Below are 15,285 nucleotides of genomic sequence, written 5' to 3' on the forward strand. Positions count from 1 at the left end.
CAGAGTTGATCATGCACTTTAGACGTTCGCTACTATGTTTATCAATAAGTGCGGTATTGCCGTTATGTGCATTTGCTGCTGAAAACAACAACGAAGAAGACGTACAGTTTAACGATCAGTTCCTTTATAACACGGGGACAACAATTGACGTTAGCCGCTTTTCACAAGGCAACCCTGTAATTCCCGGAACGTATAAGGTGAAGGTGATTATTAACGGAAAAACTTCCGTTATGACGGATCTTCTCTTTAAAGATAATGGCACACCGCGCGCCACCCCCTGTATCACTCGTAAACTACTCACCCAGACAAATGTAACAACCGAGCAGCTTAAGGACGAGTCCGACTCCACGTGTGTCTCTTTGTCGAGCGCTTATCCTGGCTCACGTGTGACTTACGATCCTTCAACACAAGAGCTGGATCTCTCTATTCCTCAGGCTTTCGTCATTCAGCGTCCGGCGGGATATGTTGATCCTTCTCTGTGGGAAGACGGGATCCCGGCGGCAATGCTCTCCTGGGATCTTAACGGCTGGCATGCAGACACGCCTGACGCCAGTACTGATACAGCCTATGCGGGTCTAAGATATGGAGCAAACCTGGGGCCGTGGCGACTCAGGGCACGAGGTAACCTGAACTGGGATCGGGATGACGGTACCCACTACGCCAGTCAGGACATTTATCTTCAGCGTGATATCGCGCCGCTGAAAGCACAGTTTATCGCCGGAGATTCCTACACCCGTGGTGACGCCTTCGATTCCATTAGCCTGCGTGGGGCGCGTTTATATAACGATGACCGCATGCTTCCCAACGGCATCTCCACCTATGCACCGGTGATCAGGGGTGTCGCCAACAGCAATGCCAAAGTCACGATCGCCCAAAGTGGAAATACGATTTACGAAACGTCCGTACCGCCGGGTCCTTTTGAGATCACGGATCTCAGTACAACAGGTTACGGGAGCGATCTCATCGTCACTATAGAAGAAACGGATGGTAGCAAACGTTCCTTCTCGGTCGCGTATTCTTCCGTCGCACAAATGCTTCGCCCTGGCTACTCCCGATGGGATGTCGGCGTGGGTGAACTGCGTGACGACAGCCTGCGCGACACACCAAAGGTGGGATATGCCACGGGCTATTATGGCTTAACCAATACCTTCACGGGATATGCGGGCCTGGAATACACCGATAACGATTTTTACGCCGCATTGTTGGGTATTGCCATGAACACCGGAATTGGCGCATTCGCCTTTGATGTCACGCATTCTGATGCCAGGATCGACGGTTTACGACATCTCACCGGGGAAAGTTATCGCATCTCCTACAGTAAACTCATGGAAGAGACGAATACCTCTTTCAACGTCGCAGCCTATCGTTTTTCAACGTCTGACTATCTCAGCCTGAGCGACGCGGCTTCGTTGACCAATGAGATCAAATACCGCGACAGGGAGCGTAACCCTAATCGCAATAACAGCGATGTGTATCAGACCTTCCAGCGCATGAAAAACCAGATCCAGGTGAATATCAGCCAACCGCTGAATATTGCCGACCTCGATTTGGGATCGCTATATGCCAACTCAACCTGGCAGGACTACTGGAATGAAAGCAGTTCATCAGCACAGTACTCTATTGGCCATAGTCACTCTTTAAGCTGGGGAAGCTATAGCCTCTCCGTGCAGCGCACCTACGACGAATTCGGTGAAAAAGATGACAGTGTCTATCTGAACCTCACGATTCCATTCGACACGCTGATGGGTAACGGTAAGCGTGCAGGCGGGTTCTCATCGCTCAACATGGGCATCGGCAGCGATCTCAAAGGGAGCGGAAGTTTCAACGCCAGTGCCAACGGCAACACTGAAGATAACCGCTTCAGTTACAGCATTACTGAGAGCACCACCCGTAACGACGACACGTTAAACCAGCTAAGTGGTTACGGCAGTTACAACGGCCCGCACGGACCGCTGAGCCTTTCCGTCTCTACATCGGATGACGATACGCGACAATATTCTGCCAGCTACAGCGGCGGGATGATTCTGCACGCGGGCGGCGTAACACTCGCGCCTGGCAGCATCAGCGAAAGCGATACGCTCGCGTTGATTAAGGCAGAAGGCGCAGAAGGCGCCCGCGTCTCTATCGGTAACGGTGAAATCGGCTCCTCAGGCTATGCCTTGATGCCCTACCTGTCAGCCTACCGTGAAAACAGCGTCGGTCTGGATATCAGTGATATGCGCTCTGATGTTGAAGTGAAAAATACCCGTTCCACCACGGTGCCCCGCAGCGGTGCCGTTGTGCTGGTCAACTTTGAGACCGATCAAGGGCGTTCGGTGTTAATGGAACTCGCACGTGACGATAACGGTTTTATTCCGCTGGGTGCAGATGTTCAAACCGAGAAAGGCGTATCCGTGGGTAGCGTCGGCCAGGCCGGGCAAGCCTGGATCCGCGGAATTGAAGATAAAGGAATGCTAAACATCATCTGGGGAAGTGGGCCAGGCACATCCTGTACCGTCTCCTACCAGATCACACCTGATGCGAAAAAGATTGGTCCGACAACGCTGTTAACAAGCCAGACCTGCCGCATCACAGCATTATAGAGGGAGTTAAAACATGCTTTTTGAAGCTGGGAAAAAAACAGGATTACGTATTTTGAGTTCAGGGCTGATGGTGCTGTCCCTGGGCACATACGCTGATAACCTCGATATTACCTTTACCGCTAATATTCGCGACACGACCTGCGATATGAAAATTGAAGGCGGCACCGGCGATGGCGCCAGCAATGTTATTCCCATCGGCACTAGCGGTAAGGTACGCCTGGATTACATCATTTTGAAAAATGCGAAAGCGACGACCAGTTTTAAGCTCAAAATGGTCTCTTGTCCCTCCAGCCTCGCGGCGCTGAAAACGACCATTAGCGGCAACGCCAGTCCTGTGGTGACGGCCATTCAGAACTCACTCTCTGGTGAGGGCAGCGCGGAGCATATTGGCGTCGCGATTTCCCGCACCGCCACCCCGGATGCCCCATTCACCATCAACTCCACAACCGATAGTCAGCGCCTCACCTGGTCGAGCGGAGAGATAAGTTCAGGGGAAGTCTCACTCCTGGCGACGCTGGTTGAAACCGCAAGCGGGAAAGGCACTACCGGTAATTTTAGTGGTATCGCAACGTTTAACTTCACCTATGAATAACTGATAGCAATACGGAGCATTGACATGAAAACGAAAATGACATTACTGGTGCTTGCTATCACCGCCCCCCTGTCTTCCGTTGCGTTAAGCGCCATTACGGGTACGACGAGCGTTCAGGCAACCTTTACCTCCACCATTGAGGCGGGAACCTGTAACGCGGAAATTCAAAATGCCAGCGGAGCCCCCATTAGCATTTTGCCGTTTGGCGACGTGTTTAAGTCTGACCTGGTTAGCCAGAGCCGACAAGAAGCCTTCAAAATCGCTTTCACCAACTGTGCCGGGGTAAAAAATGCCGCCATTCAGGCCGCGCCGGGTGCAGGCGGGTCATGTACCGGCAATGCCAAAAATGGGACGTCGTATGCCGCCGGGCATGATGTCGGTTTTGAGATCTGGAAAGGTTCTGTCGAGTCTGGCTCCCTTATGAGCTGCGGCACTGCCCCCATTTCTAACCTCAACCTGTCTAACGGGTCGGGTGATTTTGAAATGGATGCGCGCATCGTCATCGCGAAAGATAAAACGATTTCTGACGTGACCACGGGTTCGGTCAGTGCGCCAGTGACGTTTACCGTAACCTATCAATAATGTTTATTCAGACAGGTAGCTTATTCAGGATGTTCCAGTCCCGCTTACTCGTAAAAAATGCAATGTCATGGCTCGCCCTCTGTCTGGGATTTTCCACAGCAGGCTTTGCTTCAAACCTGGAAATGGATATGACGGCAAACATCATCAACAATACGTGCCAGGTGAGTATTGCAGATAATGGAAACGTGGCGCTGCCGACCGTCGGAAAACCGTGGTTTTATACAGCGGACGGCAACGATCGCCTTAAGCCGGAGGAGTCCGCTGGGGGAACGCGCTTTGCAGTACAGGTCGTTGATTGTCACGGTGATGATTCCGGCTCCGGACAGGCGCTGCACTTTACCTTTAAACCGCAAACAGCCCAACCAGTTGGTATCTCAAAACAGATATTCGATAACGATACGCCCGACCTCGCCGGCGGTGCTGAAAACGTGGGTATTGTTATTTTTTCAGAATCCAATAACCAAAATGTACTTGATAACAATGGTGAGTCTGATGTGGTAATAGACATATCCGTACCCTCAGACCAGCAGAGTTATTTGAAAAACTATTCATTTTACGCACGCTATCAAAATTACGGCCCGGTCAGTGCAGGAAAAGTCACCGCGCACGCATTGGTCAGCGTGACATATAACTAACAGGCAACGCCACAAGGAATAACAATGGCACAGAGTCCTGGGACAACAGCTTTCCCACGTTTTAAGCGCTTGATGGCGTTATTTGTACTTTTAACACTGAGCGCCTTTCACGCCAGTGCGAATATTGAGTGCCAGATTAACAATGGCAACACGCGGTCGGTGGGCGACTTTACGGGCGGAAAACCAACGCTGAAAACGGTTGATACCGTGACCGCTCCCACCAAAATCAGTTCGCTATATTCACTTGACCTGAGCCCGCTGCTGAGAAGCCTTTGCAGCGCTGGAGATGATGGCGAGAATATTTTTACCCTGACCCAGGCCAACCTGCAGGTCGGCAATGTTGACGGTAAAGCGTTATTCAAAACCAACGTCACCGGCATTGCTTATGCTCTGGCATTTCGTACGACAGGCACGGGGGTCACGGCTTATTTCGCTCCTAGTACGAGCTGGTTTCTTACGCTGCATATGAATAATCATGATGAGTTACTGTCACTCCAGCCATGGGAGGCCGCAGTGGAATTTTACCAGCTTCCCAGTTTTGCCGGTATTCCGGCAAACGTAATGTCTGTTGGCCCCGCAGGAGGAACGATTGGGCAATTTACCATTGGCGATCCTAAAGCATCTGCTTCCGATCACCCCAAGGCAACCATTACCATAGCCAATATGGCTTTTACGACGCCGATAGAAAAACCCACCTGCACGGTCACGGCTCCTAAAAGCGTAGATTTGGGGACATATAATGTTTCCGATCTGGAGAACAATAATACGTTAAGTGTTTTCTTCGGAATCAACGGAAATTGCACCAACACGCGTAAAATCACCATGAAGTTAACCACTAGCAAAACCACCGGAAACGACGATTCATTACTCGCGAATACTGCCTCATCTAATGCTGCAAAAGGCGTGGGTGCTCTCATTAAGTGGCCGAACAACACCCAGATCGTGCCAAACACCATCAACAGCTTCAGTGTTGAGGAGGGTAAAACCATTGCCTTATTCAGTTCAGCGTTAACCGCTCGCCTGGTAAAATCTGGCTCAGAAAAAGTCACCTCAGGCCAGTTCAGCGCCATCGGCACCCTGCAGTTTACCTACGAGTAATTTACCCCTGCGGCTGGTTGCTGATCAGCCGCGACATCGTTTCCAGCGAATCCGTTCTTAAAATATACAGACGTTTCAGTAAGAACGGATTATCACCCGGTTTAACCTTCCCTTTTACCGTTGTCACCGCCAGGTGAAAACCGGCATCGTTCGCGGCTTTTATCGCTTTGCTGTCGTAGCCGCCAAAGGGGTAAGAGAGATACAGCACGCGCGGATTAAACTGCGCCAGCCCCCGGCGAGAACGCTCAAAATCGAAGAGGATCACGTGGTAGCTGCGGCTCAGTAAAATCGGATGTTTGTTGCCATCGACGCGGTGCAGGAAATGCGTGTGGGACTGAATATCAAACACGTCCTGGATGCCCTTCAGCTCCTGAACGCTCATAAACTGCAGTGATTTAGGATCCCACTTCTGCGGATGCCCCTTAATACGGGATGAAATGATAAAGGCGGTGGCGTTAAAGCCGTACTCTTTCAGGATAGGATACGCATAGCGGCTTACCGATTTCAGCCCGTCATCAAAGGTGATCGCCACCGATTTGGCAGGCAAATTCAGTTTGTTACGAACGTACCCTTCCAGCTGATACATCGTCAGGGTGGTATACCCCTGATCGCGCAGCCAGGCCATCTGGTTGTTGAACGCGCGCACGCTGGTCGTGGTGGAGGTATGTCGAAAACGGGTGTTCTCTTCATCACGCAGAATATGATGGTAGGTCAGCACCGGGATGCCGTTATCTTCCTGGGCATCCAGGCTACTCACCCACGCCAGGCGGTTGCCGATGCGGATCTGGAACCAGGTCTGATTCAGACGGTCTTTAAGTTTGTTCAGGATCGGATAGCGAAGATTCGCGCTTAAAGTGCCGAACGGTGCACTGCCGCTGGAAGGGGCGTTATACACCGGCGTGTCTTTCCAGGTAATGAGGTTCTGATTGCTCAGGGGTTTATTGAGATCCCCAAGGCTGTCCTCGACGCGCTGTTTCCCCTGAACCGGCTCCAGGTGCCCCTTGTCGATAAAGCCCGTACCAAAACCGAAGCGAAATTCGTAGTAGTCCGCCGCAGCGGGTACAACGGCGAGGATCTGCCCGGCGCGCACGTTGCCAACATTGATCACACTGTTCCCCACCTGCGCCCAGATGACCGCATCTTCGGTGGTTTGCATATACTGGGCGGGCAGCGTTTGCTGACTGAGTAAACTGGCTGAGCTGACGCCGGAAGTGAGCATCAAAAGCAAGAAAAGAATACGCGGTAACATGGTGTCTTATCGGTGCGGGAAACTGCCGCTATTGTAACAAATGAGACATCAATACCAATGTTTAATTCTTATACAAGTCATGGAGCAGGACAAAGGGAGGATTTTTTTGCTGCTGATGCCACAAGCTGCTGACGCCCGGAACGCCCTGCGCCACAATGGCATTGCGAAACTCAGCGCTGCTTAATGATTCACGCTGTGGATACATTAACGCCAGCAGAGCGAAGTTAATGCCCGAGATCACTTCACAGCACGCATGCTTATGGCTAAGCAAGGCGGCTGAGCGGTAAGGTGCCGCGCCCGATTTATCGGTAAGAAAAATCACGCCATCACCCGTGTCAGTCTCATGCAGGGCATCGCACATCATTCGGCTCAGCATGTTGGTGCTTAACCCACGCCAGTAATTTACCGCCCGGCATTGCACCAGCGGGCCAAATCTGGCTTCAAGCTTGTCCAGCATATCCTGCGCGTGTTCATCGTGGCAGGTGATAACCCATCCCAGCATAACTTTCTCCTTAGCAGGCAAGTAGTTTAGCGGAGTGAAGATTGGCTTTCGGTGATAACTATCAAAGAAAAGTGCCCGGCAAACAGAATGTCGCCGGGCAGAAGGTTAGCTGCGCAGACCGCGTCCGCGCTGGATCAGATACCAGCACAGCAGGTAGAAAGCGATGATAAACACCACCAGCACCGCCACCGTGGTAAACAGCGGCACGTCGGTAATCCCGAGGAAGCCAAAGCGGAAACCGCTGATCATGTAGACAATGGGGTTCAGGTGCGACAGCGCCTGCCAGAACGGCGGCAGCAGCGTCAGGGAGTAGAACACCCCGCCGAGATAGGTCAGCGGCGTCAGCACGAAGGTCGGGATGAGGCTAATATCGTCAAACGTTTTGGCGAATACGGCGTTCAGCAGACCGGCCAACGAGAACAGGATTGCCGTCAGGAGCAGCGTCAGCGCGACAAACAGCCACGAGTGCACCTGGAACGGGACAAAGAACAGTGAAATCGCCGTAACCAGAATCCCCACGCACAGCCCGCGCGCCACGCCACCGCCGACATAGCCGGCAATTATGACGTGCGTCGGTACAGGCGCGACCAGCAACTCTTCAATATTGCGCTGAAACTTGGCGCTAAAGAATGACGACGCCACGTTGGCATAGGCGTTGGTGATCACCGCCATCATGATCAGGCCCGGCACGATAAACTGCATATAGGTAAAGCCGTGCATTTCACCAATCCGGGAACCAATCAGGTTACCGAAGATGATGAAGTAGAGCGTCATCGTGATAACCGGCGGCACCAGGGTTTGCACCCAGATACGCATAAAACGGTTTATCTCTTTTGCCCAGATACTTTTCAGCGCGACCCAGTAAAGATGCGTCATGCCTTGTCTCCTTGTTTATCGTGCACCAGAGAGACAAACAGCTCTTCCAGTCGGTTCGCTTTGTTACGCATACTTAAGACCTGAATACCCTGCGCGCTCAGCTGCGAGAACACGCTGTTAATCCCCTGCTCGCGCAGCACTTCCACTTCCAGCGTCGAGGTATCGACGAGACGATACTGGTACCCTTCGAGCTTCGGTAGCGGGCTTTTTGCCGCCAGATCGAGAATGAAGGTTTCTGATTTCAGCTTGGAGAGCAGATTCTTCATTGAGGTGTTTTCCACCAGCTCGCCGTGCTGAATGATGCCGATATTGCGGCACAGCATTTCAGCCTCTTCAAGATAGTGGGTGGTCAGAATAATGGTGGTGCCTTTGTCGTTGAGGTCTTTCAGAAAGCCCCACATGGAACGACGCAGTTCGATATCGACACCTGCCGTCGGTTCATCGAGGATCAGCAGTTTTGGCTCGTGCATCAGCGCACGGGCAATCATCAGGCGGCGCTTCATCCCACCGGACAACATGCGCGCACGCTCGTTGCGCTTTTCCCACAAATCGAGCTGTTTGAGGTACTTTTCGCTACGCTCCAGGGCCTCTTTACGCTCAACGCCGTAATAGCCCGCCTGGTTAACGACGATTTGCTGCACCGTCTCGAACGGGTTGAAGTTGAACTCCTGCGGTACCAGCCCCAGCTGGCGCTTGGCGTTCACCACATCTTTTTGCAGGTCGTAACCAAAGACGCTTACCCTGCCGGACGTTTTATTGACCAGCGAGCTGATAATACCAATGGTGGTCGATTTCCCCGCCCCGTTCGGCCCCAGAAGCGCATAAAAATCGCCGGCCTCTACTTTAAGATCTATCCCGCGTAGCGCCTGAACGCCACCCGAATAGGTTTTTTTAAGCTGCTCAAGCTCCAGTGCAATTGCCATGAAATTCACTTACCTTCAGTTCTTACACGCGTTGTGTGGTTTCATTAAAAGTCGGGTTACCCTATAGTAGCGCAACGCAATTACTCGGTTACAGGTCGCTAACCTCCATGAACAACATAGATACACTCATCAGCAACAATGCACTATGGTCAAAAATGCTGGTGGAGGAAGACCCCGGATTTTTTGGAAAACTCGCGCAGGCTCAGAACCCACGCTTTCTCTGGATTGGATGTTCCGACAGCCGCGTACCGGCGGAGCGTCTGACCGGCCTCGAGCCCGGCGAACTGTTTGTTCACCGTAATGTCGCCAACCTGGTCATTCACACCGATCTTAACTGTCTTTCTGTTGTTCAGTATGCCGTTGACGTTCTGGAAGTCGAGCACATCATTATTTGCGGCCATTATGGCTGCGGCGGCGTGCAGGCGGCGGTTGAAAACCCGGAGCTGGGGCTCATTGATAACTGGCTGCTGCACATCCGCGATATCTGGTTCAAACATAGCTCACTGTTGGGCGAAATGCCGCAGGAGCGTCGCATGGATACCCTTTGCGAACTCAACGTGATGGAGCAGGTCTATAACCTGGGCCATTCAACGATCATGCAGTCGGCGTGGAAGCGCGGACAGAAGGTCTCTATCCACGGCTGGGCGTACGGTATTCACGATGGCCTGCTGCGCAATCTGGAAGTGACCGCCACCAACCGCGAAACGCTGGAGCAGCGTTACCGTTCGGGCATTGCCAACCTCAAGCTTAAGCATGTGAACCATAAATAAAGCAGGGTTTTTCTCCCTCTCCCTGTGGGAGAGGGCTGGGGTGAGGGCACCAGGCCGCACTACTCGTCCAGAAGCACAACCTTCCCAACATACGGCAGATGACGATAACGCTGCGCGTAGTCAATGCCGTAACCGACGACGAATTCGTCCGGAATAGAGAAGCCTACAAATTCGACCGGCACCTGCACTTCACGGCGGTCAGGTTTATCCAGCAGGGTGCAGATAGCCAGAGATTTTGGCTCACGCAGGCTTAGGATCTCGCGCACTTTTGAAAGGGTGTTGCCGGAGTCGATAATGTCCTCAACGATCAACACATCTTTGCCACGAATATCTTCATCCAGATCTTTCAGGATTTTCACATCACGGGTGGTGGACATGCCGCTGCCGTAGCTGGAGGCGGTCATAAAATCGACCTCATGTGGCACATGCACTTCACGGCACAGGTCTGCCATGAACATGAAAGAGCCACGCAACAGACCGACCAGCACCATTTCGCTGCCGCTGTCCTTGTAATGTTCGGTGATTTGACGACCCAGTTCGGCGATACGCGCTTTGATCTCGGCTTCCGGGATCATCACTTCAACAGTATGTTTCATATTACTAACCACATGATTTTAATGAAAATCTCTCAATGCTGGTGAATTCATCTCCGGCATCGATACGCAAGCCAGCCATTATATCAGCAAATGGCTAAGCCTGGCGCATGAGTTATAAAAAGCAAATTTTGTGATTCCGATCACAGTTGTTAATACCTATAATTAGTTGCTAGCAAATTATTAACAAAAACTGACGAGTACACTTTCTATGGCTGAAACAAACTCTAAACAGCCGCGTCTACTGGTGACACTAACAGCGTTATTCGCCGCCTTCTGCGGCTTATACCTGTTAATCGGTGGCGTCTGGCTGGTCGCAATTGGCGGCTCCTGGTACTACCCCGTTGCGGGCCTGGTTATGCTTGGCGTAACCGTCCTGCTCTGGCGTAGAAAACAATCCGCACTGTGGCTGTATGCTGCATTACTCCTTGCAACCATGATCTGGGGCGTCTGGGAAGTCGGTTTCGACTTCTGGGCACTGACGCCACGCAGCGACATTCTGGTCTTCTTCGGTATCTGGCTGATCCTGCCGTTCGTGTGGCGTCGCCTGATTGTGCCGTCCAGCGGTGCCGTTGCGGCGCTGGTGGTGGCCCTGCTCATCAGCGGCGGTATTCTCACCTGGGCTGGCTTTAACGACCCGCAGGAGATCAACGGTACGCTGAACGCGGAATCCACGCCCGCGGCGGCCATCTCCCAGGTTGCTGACGGCGACTGGCCGGCCTATGGCCGTAACCAGGAAGGCCAACGTTACTCCCCGCTGAAGCAGATCAACGCGGACAACGTTAAAAACCTGAAAGAAGCCTGGGTATTCCGTACCGGCGATGTGAAGATGCCGAACGATCCGGGTGAACTGACCAACGAAGTGACGCCAATTAAAGTCGGCAACATGCTCTATCTGTGTACGGCGCACCAGCGTCTGTTCGCGCTCGACGCGGCCACAGGTAAAGAGAAATGGCACTTCGATCCGCAGCTGAACTCCAACCCGTCCTTCCAGCATGTCACCTGCCGTGGCGTCTCCTACCACGAAGCGCGCGCCGATAATGCGAGCCCTGAGGTAGTGGCCGACTGTCCTCGCCGCATCATGCTGCCGGTGAACGATGGCCGTCTGTTCGCCATCAATGCCGAAACGGGCAAGCTGTGCGAAACCTTCGCGAACAAAGGTATCCTGAACCTGCAGACCAACATGCCGGACACCACGCCGGGTCTGTATGAGCCAACCTCTCCGCCGATCATCACCGATAAAACTATCGTGATTGCCGGTTCGGTAACGGACAACTTCTCCACCCGTGAAACCTCCGGCGTTATTCGTGGTTTCGACGTGAACACCGGTAAACTGCTGTGGGCCTTCGACCCGGGCGCGAAAGATCCAAACGCGATCCCGTCGGATGAACACACCTTTACCTTTAACTCGCCAAACTCCTGGGCGCCAGCGGCGTATGACGCGAAGCTGGACCTGGTCTACCTGCCAATGGGTGTGACCACGCCAGATATCTGGGGCGGTAACCGCACGCCGGAGCAGGAACGTTATGCGAGCGCTATCGTGGCGCTGAATGCGACCACCGGTAAGCTGGCATGGAGCTACCAGACCGTTCACCACGATCTATGGGATATGGATATGCCGTCCCAGCCGACGCTGGCGGACATTACCGTTAACGGCAAAACCGTACCGGTGATTTACGCGCCGGCGAAGACGGGTAACATCTTCGTCCTGGATCGCAGCAACGGTAAACTGGTCGTACCTGCACCGGAAAAACCGGTTCCGCAGGGCGCTGCTAAAGGCGATTACGTCAGCAAAACCCAGCCGTTCTCCGACCTGAGCTTCCGTCCGAAGAAAGATCTCAGCGGTGCAGACATGTGGGGCGCCACGATGTTTGACCAGCTGGTGTGCCGCGTGATGTTCCACCAGTTGCGCTATGAAGGCATCTTCACACCGCCTTCTGAACAGGGCACGCTGGTCTTCCCGGGTAACCTGGGGATGTTCGAATGGGGCGGCATTTCCGTTGACCCTAACCGTCAGGTCGCGATTGCCAACCCAATGGCCCTGCCGTTCGTATCCCGCCTGATCCCGCGTGGTCCAGGTAACCCAATGGAGCAGCCGAAAGACGCGAAAGGCAGCGGTACCGAAGCCGGCATTCAGCCGCAGTACGGCGTACCGTTTGGCGTGACGCTGAACCCGTTCCTCTCTCCGTTTGGTCTGCCGTGTAAACAGCCTGCCTGGGGTTATATCTCCGGTCTGGATCTGAAAACTAACCAGGTAGTCTGGAAAAAACGTATTGGTACCCCGCAGGACAGCATGCCGTTCCCGATGCCGGTTCCAGTGCCGTTCAATATGGGTATGCCAATGCTGGGTGGCCCGATTTCCACCGCCGGTAACGTGCTGTTCATCGCGGCAACCGCAGATAACTACCTGCGCGCGTACAACATGACCAACGGTGAAAAACTGTGGCAAGGCCGTCTGCCAGCCGGTGGACAAGCTACGCCGATGACCTATGAAGTGAATGGCAAGCAGTACGTTGTCATCTCTGCGGGCGGTCACGGTTCGTTTGGTACGAAGATGGGCGACTATATCGTCGCGTATGCACTGCCTGACGAAAACAAGTAACTGAAAAAGCCGGGTGGCGGCTACGCCTTACCCGGCCTACGGAAAGATGCAAAACGGCAACCTCGGTTGCCGTTTTTGTATTTGATCCCTCTCCCCGTGGGAGAGGGCCAGGGTGAGGGCATCAGGCCGCACTGTTTTAAACAGTGAAACCAAGCATCATCCCCGTATCCTCATGCTCCAGCAGATGGCAGTGCGCCATATAGGCAAACTCCTTCGGCGCGTCGTGGTCAAATTTCACCAGCACCTCGCTGACACCGCCTTCTACCCTCACCGTATCCTTCCAGCCCGCACGGTGCACATCAGGGGCCTTACCGTTCTCGGAGAGAATGCGGAACTGGGTACCGTGGATATGGAACGGATGCAGCATCATGTCCCCTTCGCCTGAAATCACCCAGCGCTCAAACTGACCTTTCGCGGCAGCAAACATCGGCGTGTTCATGTCGAACGCTTTGCCGTTGATCATATTGGCGTTGTGGAAATCAAAGCCATGCTCGCCGTGGCTCATGTTCCCCATGCCGCCCATTTTGCCGTGGTCCATATTCATATGGCCCATCATCTGCCCGTGGTGCATCCCCGCCATCGCCTTATCGCCATATTTCGCCATCAGCGCCTGCATGCCCATCATGTCGAGCATCGGGTTCATGGAGAGCTGCAGCTTGCGTTGCGTAAGCCCGTCAAGCGAGGGGAGTGCCGGCAGGGTGGTTAAGCTATCCGGCAGCGTGCCGGAAGCGGTCACCAGCAACGGCTGAATGCGCAGCACCAGATGCGCCTTATCAAAGGGCGCAACCGCCATCCCCATCTGACTGACCGGCAGCGTCACCAGGTCGAACGCTTTGCCGTCGCTGATATCCACCAGCACCTCAAAACGTTCCCCCATCAGCATCGGTAGCTCGTTTACCTTCACCGGCTCGGGCAGCAGCCCCCCGTCGCTGGCAACCACGTACAGGGGACGATTATCACTGGCGGCGAAATTGAGGGAGCGTGCGTTACAGCCGTTGAGCAGGCGCAGACGCAGCCAGCCTTTCGGTGCGGCATGTTGAGGATAAATAGCACCGTTGGTCAGCAGCGTGTCGCCAAACCAGCCGACCGCCGCACTCATGACGTCCAGCTGGTAGTCAATTTGCCCGTCAGCGTTGAATTTCTTGTCCTGCACAATCACCGGCACGTCGTCGATGCCCCACTGTTTAGGCAGGCGCAGCAGGCGGCTTTCGTCGTCTTCAATCAGCACCAGCCCCGCCAGCCCCATCGCTACCTGATGGCCGGTTTTGCCATGCTGATGCGGATGAAACCAACAGGTGGCTGCACGCTGCTCGGGCGTAAAGGTGACGCTGCGCTTGCCGCCCGCTTTGATGACGCCCTGCGGCCCGCCGTCCACCTCGCCCGGCACTTCCAGCCCGTGCCAGTGCAGCGTCGTCTCTTCAGCGAGCGTGTTGTGGATATCCACCGTCACCGCTTTCCCTTTACGTAACTGAAGCGCCGGACCGAGCAGATTACCGTTATAGCCCCACGTCGTGGCGTTGTGCTCGCCAAACGCCGTTTTGCCGGACTGAACAACAAGCTGGATACGGCTGCGGGCGTCAGCGGTGAGTAAATCAGGGATAGGTAAGGCCGGCCTGTCAGCGGCGAAAACCGCGCGGCTCCAGAGTGGTAATGCGCTGGCAGCCCCCAGCGCAACGGAATATTTCAAAAAATCACGGCGTTGCATGTTCATTTCCTTATTTCCAGCAGGCGATCTTTTGAGCATAAACCCTCCCCTTACCGGAAGGTCAAGTAAAGCGGCAATAATAAAGATCGTCGCACCGGCATCAAGTATGCTAACGTTAATTTTCCGTGAAGAAGTGGTAGAAGCAATGAAGACGTTTTTCAGGACAATTTTGTTCGGTAGCCTGATGGCAATGTGTGCGAACAGCTATGCGCTAAGTGAAAATGAAGCGGAAGATATGGCCGATTTAACGGCGGTTTTTGTATTCCTGAAAAATGATTGTGGCTACCAGAATTTACCCAACGGGCAAATTCGCCGCGCGCTGGTCTTTTTTGCCCAGCAGAACCAGTGGGATCTCAGCAACTACGACAGCTTCGACATGAAGGCGCTCGGTGAAGACAGCTACCGTGACCTAAGCGGCATTGGTATCCCCACTGCAAAAAAATGCAAAGCGCTGGCTCGCGATTCACTCAGCCTTCTCGCCTACGTGAAATAACCTTCCCGACGCCCCTTGTTGAGCCTATAGCCGTGCAACCACGGTTATAGTTAGCTATCATGTTTCGCTCATTTTTTGAGAGT

14 protein-coding genes are annotated in these 15,285 nt (G+C 53.6%); 8 read left to right on the top strand and 6 right to left on the bottom strand.

The window, feature by feature from the left end:
- The first annotated feature begins 11 nt into the window (after positions 1–11).
- From AC3WOK_RS13790 to AC3WOK_RS13810, 5 genes are read left to right on the top strand one after another with little or no spacing between them, the layout of a single operon-like run.
- Positions 12–2,582 (top strand): outer membrane usher protein, encoded by a 2,571-nt coding sequence (locus AC3WOK_RS13790; RefSeq protein ID WP_492354679.1) that lies wholly within the window; start codon positions 12–14, stop codon positions 2,580–2,582.
- Between the two features lie 13 nt (positions 2,583–2,595).
- A complete protein-coding gene (locus tag AC3WOK_RS13795; RefSeq protein WP_059310654.1) occupies positions 2,596–3,174 on the top strand; it encodes a fimbrial protein in 579 nt (192 codons plus the stop codon).
- A 24-nt stretch (positions 3,175–3,198) separates the two neighbouring features.
- A complete protein-coding gene (locus AC3WOK_RS13800) occupies positions 3,199–3,756 on the top strand; it encodes a fimbrial protein (protein ID WP_059310653.1) in 558 nt (185 codons plus the stop codon).
- Positions 3,757–3,785: 29 nt separating this feature from the next.
- A complete protein-coding gene (locus AC3WOK_RS13805; RefSeq protein WP_492354680.1) occupies positions 3,786–4,391 on the top strand; it encodes a fimbrial-like protein in 606 nt (201 codons plus the stop codon).
- A 24-nt stretch (positions 4,392–4,415) separates the two neighbouring features.
- Positions 4,416–5,489, top strand: a complete 1,074-nt coding sequence (locus AC3WOK_RS13810) for a fimbrial protein StkG (protein ID WP_492354681.1) — start codon at positions 4,416–4,418, stop codon at positions 5,487–5,489.
- A 1-nt stretch (position 5,490) separates the two neighbouring features.
- On the opposite strand, the gene AC3WOK_RS13815 is transcribed toward AC3WOK_RS13810, so the two are convergent.
- The 4 genes from AC3WOK_RS13815 to AC3WOK_RS13830 all read right to left on the bottom strand — a co-directional run bounded on the left by AC3WOK_RS13815 (position 5,491) and on the right by AC3WOK_RS13830 (position 9,039).
- Positions 5,491–6,738, bottom strand: coding sequence for a polysaccharide deacetylase family protein (locus tag AC3WOK_RS13815; protein WP_059310651.1), 1,248 nt, complete (start codon positions 6,736–6,738; stop codon positions 5,491–5,493).
- A gap of 61 nt (positions 6,739–6,799) precedes the next feature.
- Positions 6,800–7,240, bottom strand: a complete 441-nt coding sequence (locus tag AC3WOK_RS13820) for a PTS sugar transporter subunit IIA (protein WP_047346379.1) — start codon at positions 7,238–7,240, stop codon at positions 6,800–6,802.
- Between the two features lie 105 nt (positions 7,241–7,345).
- Positions 7,346–8,116, bottom strand: coding sequence for an ABC transporter permease (locus tag AC3WOK_RS13825; protein ID WP_023334536.1), 771 nt, complete (start codon positions 8,114–8,116; stop codon positions 7,346–7,348).
- Positions 8,113–9,039, bottom strand: a complete 927-nt coding sequence (locus tag AC3WOK_RS13830) for an ABC transporter ATP-binding protein (RefSeq protein ID WP_047346378.1) — start codon at positions 9,037–9,039, stop codon at positions 8,113–8,115. The genes AC3WOK_RS13825 and AC3WOK_RS13830 overlap by 4 nt, the downstream gene beginning before the upstream one ends.
- 107 nt (positions 9,040–9,146) lie before the next feature.
- Here AC3WOK_RS13830 and can point away from each other — a divergent pair, with 107 nt between their 5' ends.
- Entirely contained in the window at positions 9,147–9,809 is a 663-nt protein-coding gene (gene can / locus AC3WOK_RS13835) for a carbonate dehydratase (RefSeq protein WP_013095615.1), read from the top strand.
- A gap of 59 nt (positions 9,810–9,868) precedes the next feature.
- On the opposite strand, the gene hpt is transcribed toward can, so the two are convergent.
- Positions 9,869–10,405, bottom strand: coding sequence for a hypoxanthine phosphoribosyltransferase (hpt, locus tag AC3WOK_RS13840; protein ID WP_008501948.1), 537 nt, complete (start codon positions 10,403–10,405; stop codon positions 9,869–9,871).
- Positions 10,406–10,613: 208 nt separating this feature from the next.
- Here hpt and AC3WOK_RS13845 point away from each other — a divergent pair, with 208 nt between their 5' ends.
- Positions 10,614–13,004, top strand: coding sequence for a glucose/quinate/shikimate family membrane-bound PQQ-dependent dehydrogenase (locus AC3WOK_RS13845; protein ID WP_063957491.1), 2,391 nt, complete (start codon positions 10,614–10,616; stop codon positions 13,002–13,004).
- Positions 13,005–13,140: 136 nt separating this feature from the next.
- On the opposite strand, the gene cueO is transcribed toward AC3WOK_RS13845, so the two are convergent.
- Positions 13,141–14,709, bottom strand: coding sequence for a multicopper oxidase CueO (gene cueO, locus AC3WOK_RS13850; protein WP_492354682.1), 1,569 nt, complete (start codon positions 14,707–14,709; stop codon positions 13,141–13,143).
- 145 nt (positions 14,710–14,854) lie between these two features.
- Here cueO and AC3WOK_RS13855 point away from each other — a divergent pair, with 145 nt between their 5' ends.
- Positions 14,855–15,202, top strand: a complete 348-nt coding sequence (locus tag AC3WOK_RS13855) for a YacC family pilotin-like protein (RefSeq protein WP_014882582.1) — start codon at positions 14,855–14,857, stop codon at positions 15,200–15,202.
- Positions 15,203–15,285: the final 83 nt, after the last annotated feature.

The organism is Enterobacter sp. FW301-JW81, from assembly GCF_058788735.1.

What these genes read in the sequence shown, in the direction of transcription:
- AC3WOK_RS13790 (WP_492354679.1), top strand. Translation starts at nt 12, where the DNA reads ATGCACTTTAGACGTTCGCTACTATGTTTATCAATAAGTGCGGTATTG.
- AC3WOK_RS13795 (WP_059310654.1), top strand. Translation starts at nt 2,596, where the DNA reads ATGCTTTTTGAAGCTGGGAAAAAAACAGGATTACGTATTTTGAGTTCA.
- AC3WOK_RS13800 (WP_059310653.1), top strand. Translation starts at nt 3,199, where the DNA reads ATGAAAACGAAAATGACATTACTGGTGCTTGCTATCACCGCCCCCCTG.
- AC3WOK_RS13805 (WP_492354680.1), top strand. Translation starts at nt 3,786, where the DNA reads ATGTTCCAGTCCCGCTTACTCGTAAAAAATGCAATGTCATGGCTCGCC.
- AC3WOK_RS13810 (WP_492354681.1), top strand. Translation starts at nt 4,416, where the DNA reads ATGGCACAGAGTCCTGGGACAACAGCTTTCCCACGTTTTAAGCGCTTG.
- AC3WOK_RS13815 (WP_059310651.1), bottom strand. Translation starts at nt 6,738, where the DNA reads ATGTTACCGCGTATTCTTTTCTTGCTTTTGATGCTCACTTCCGGCGTC.
- AC3WOK_RS13820 (WP_047346379.1), bottom strand. Translation starts at nt 7,240, where the DNA reads ATGCTGGGATGGGTTATCACCTGCCACGATGAACACGCGCAGGATATG.
- AC3WOK_RS13825 (WP_023334536.1), bottom strand. Translation starts at nt 8,116, where the DNA reads ATGACGCATCTTTACTGGGTCGCGCTGAAAAGTATCTGGGCAAAAGAG.
- AC3WOK_RS13830 (WP_047346378.1), bottom strand. Translation starts at nt 9,039, where the DNA reads ATGGCAATTGCACTGGAGCTTGAGCAGCTTAAAAAAACCTATTCGGGT.
- can (WP_013095615.1), top strand. Translation starts at nt 9,147, where the DNA reads ATGAACAACATAGATACACTCATCAGCAACAATGCACTATGGTCAAAA.
- hpt (WP_008501948.1), bottom strand. Translation starts at nt 10,405, where the DNA reads ATGAAACATACTGTTGAAGTGATGATCCCGGAAGCCGAGATCAAAGCG.
- AC3WOK_RS13845 (WP_063957491.1), top strand. Translation starts at nt 10,614, where the DNA reads ATGGCTGAAACAAACTCTAAACAGCCGCGTCTACTGGTGACACTAACA.
- cueO (WP_492354682.1), bottom strand. Translation starts at nt 14,709, where the DNA reads ATGCAACGCCGTGATTTTTTGAAATATTCCGTTGCGCTGGGGGCTGCC.
- AC3WOK_RS13855 (WP_014882582.1), top strand. Translation starts at nt 14,855, where the DNA reads ATGAAGACGTTTTTCAGGACAATTTTGTTCGGTAGCCTGATGGCAATG.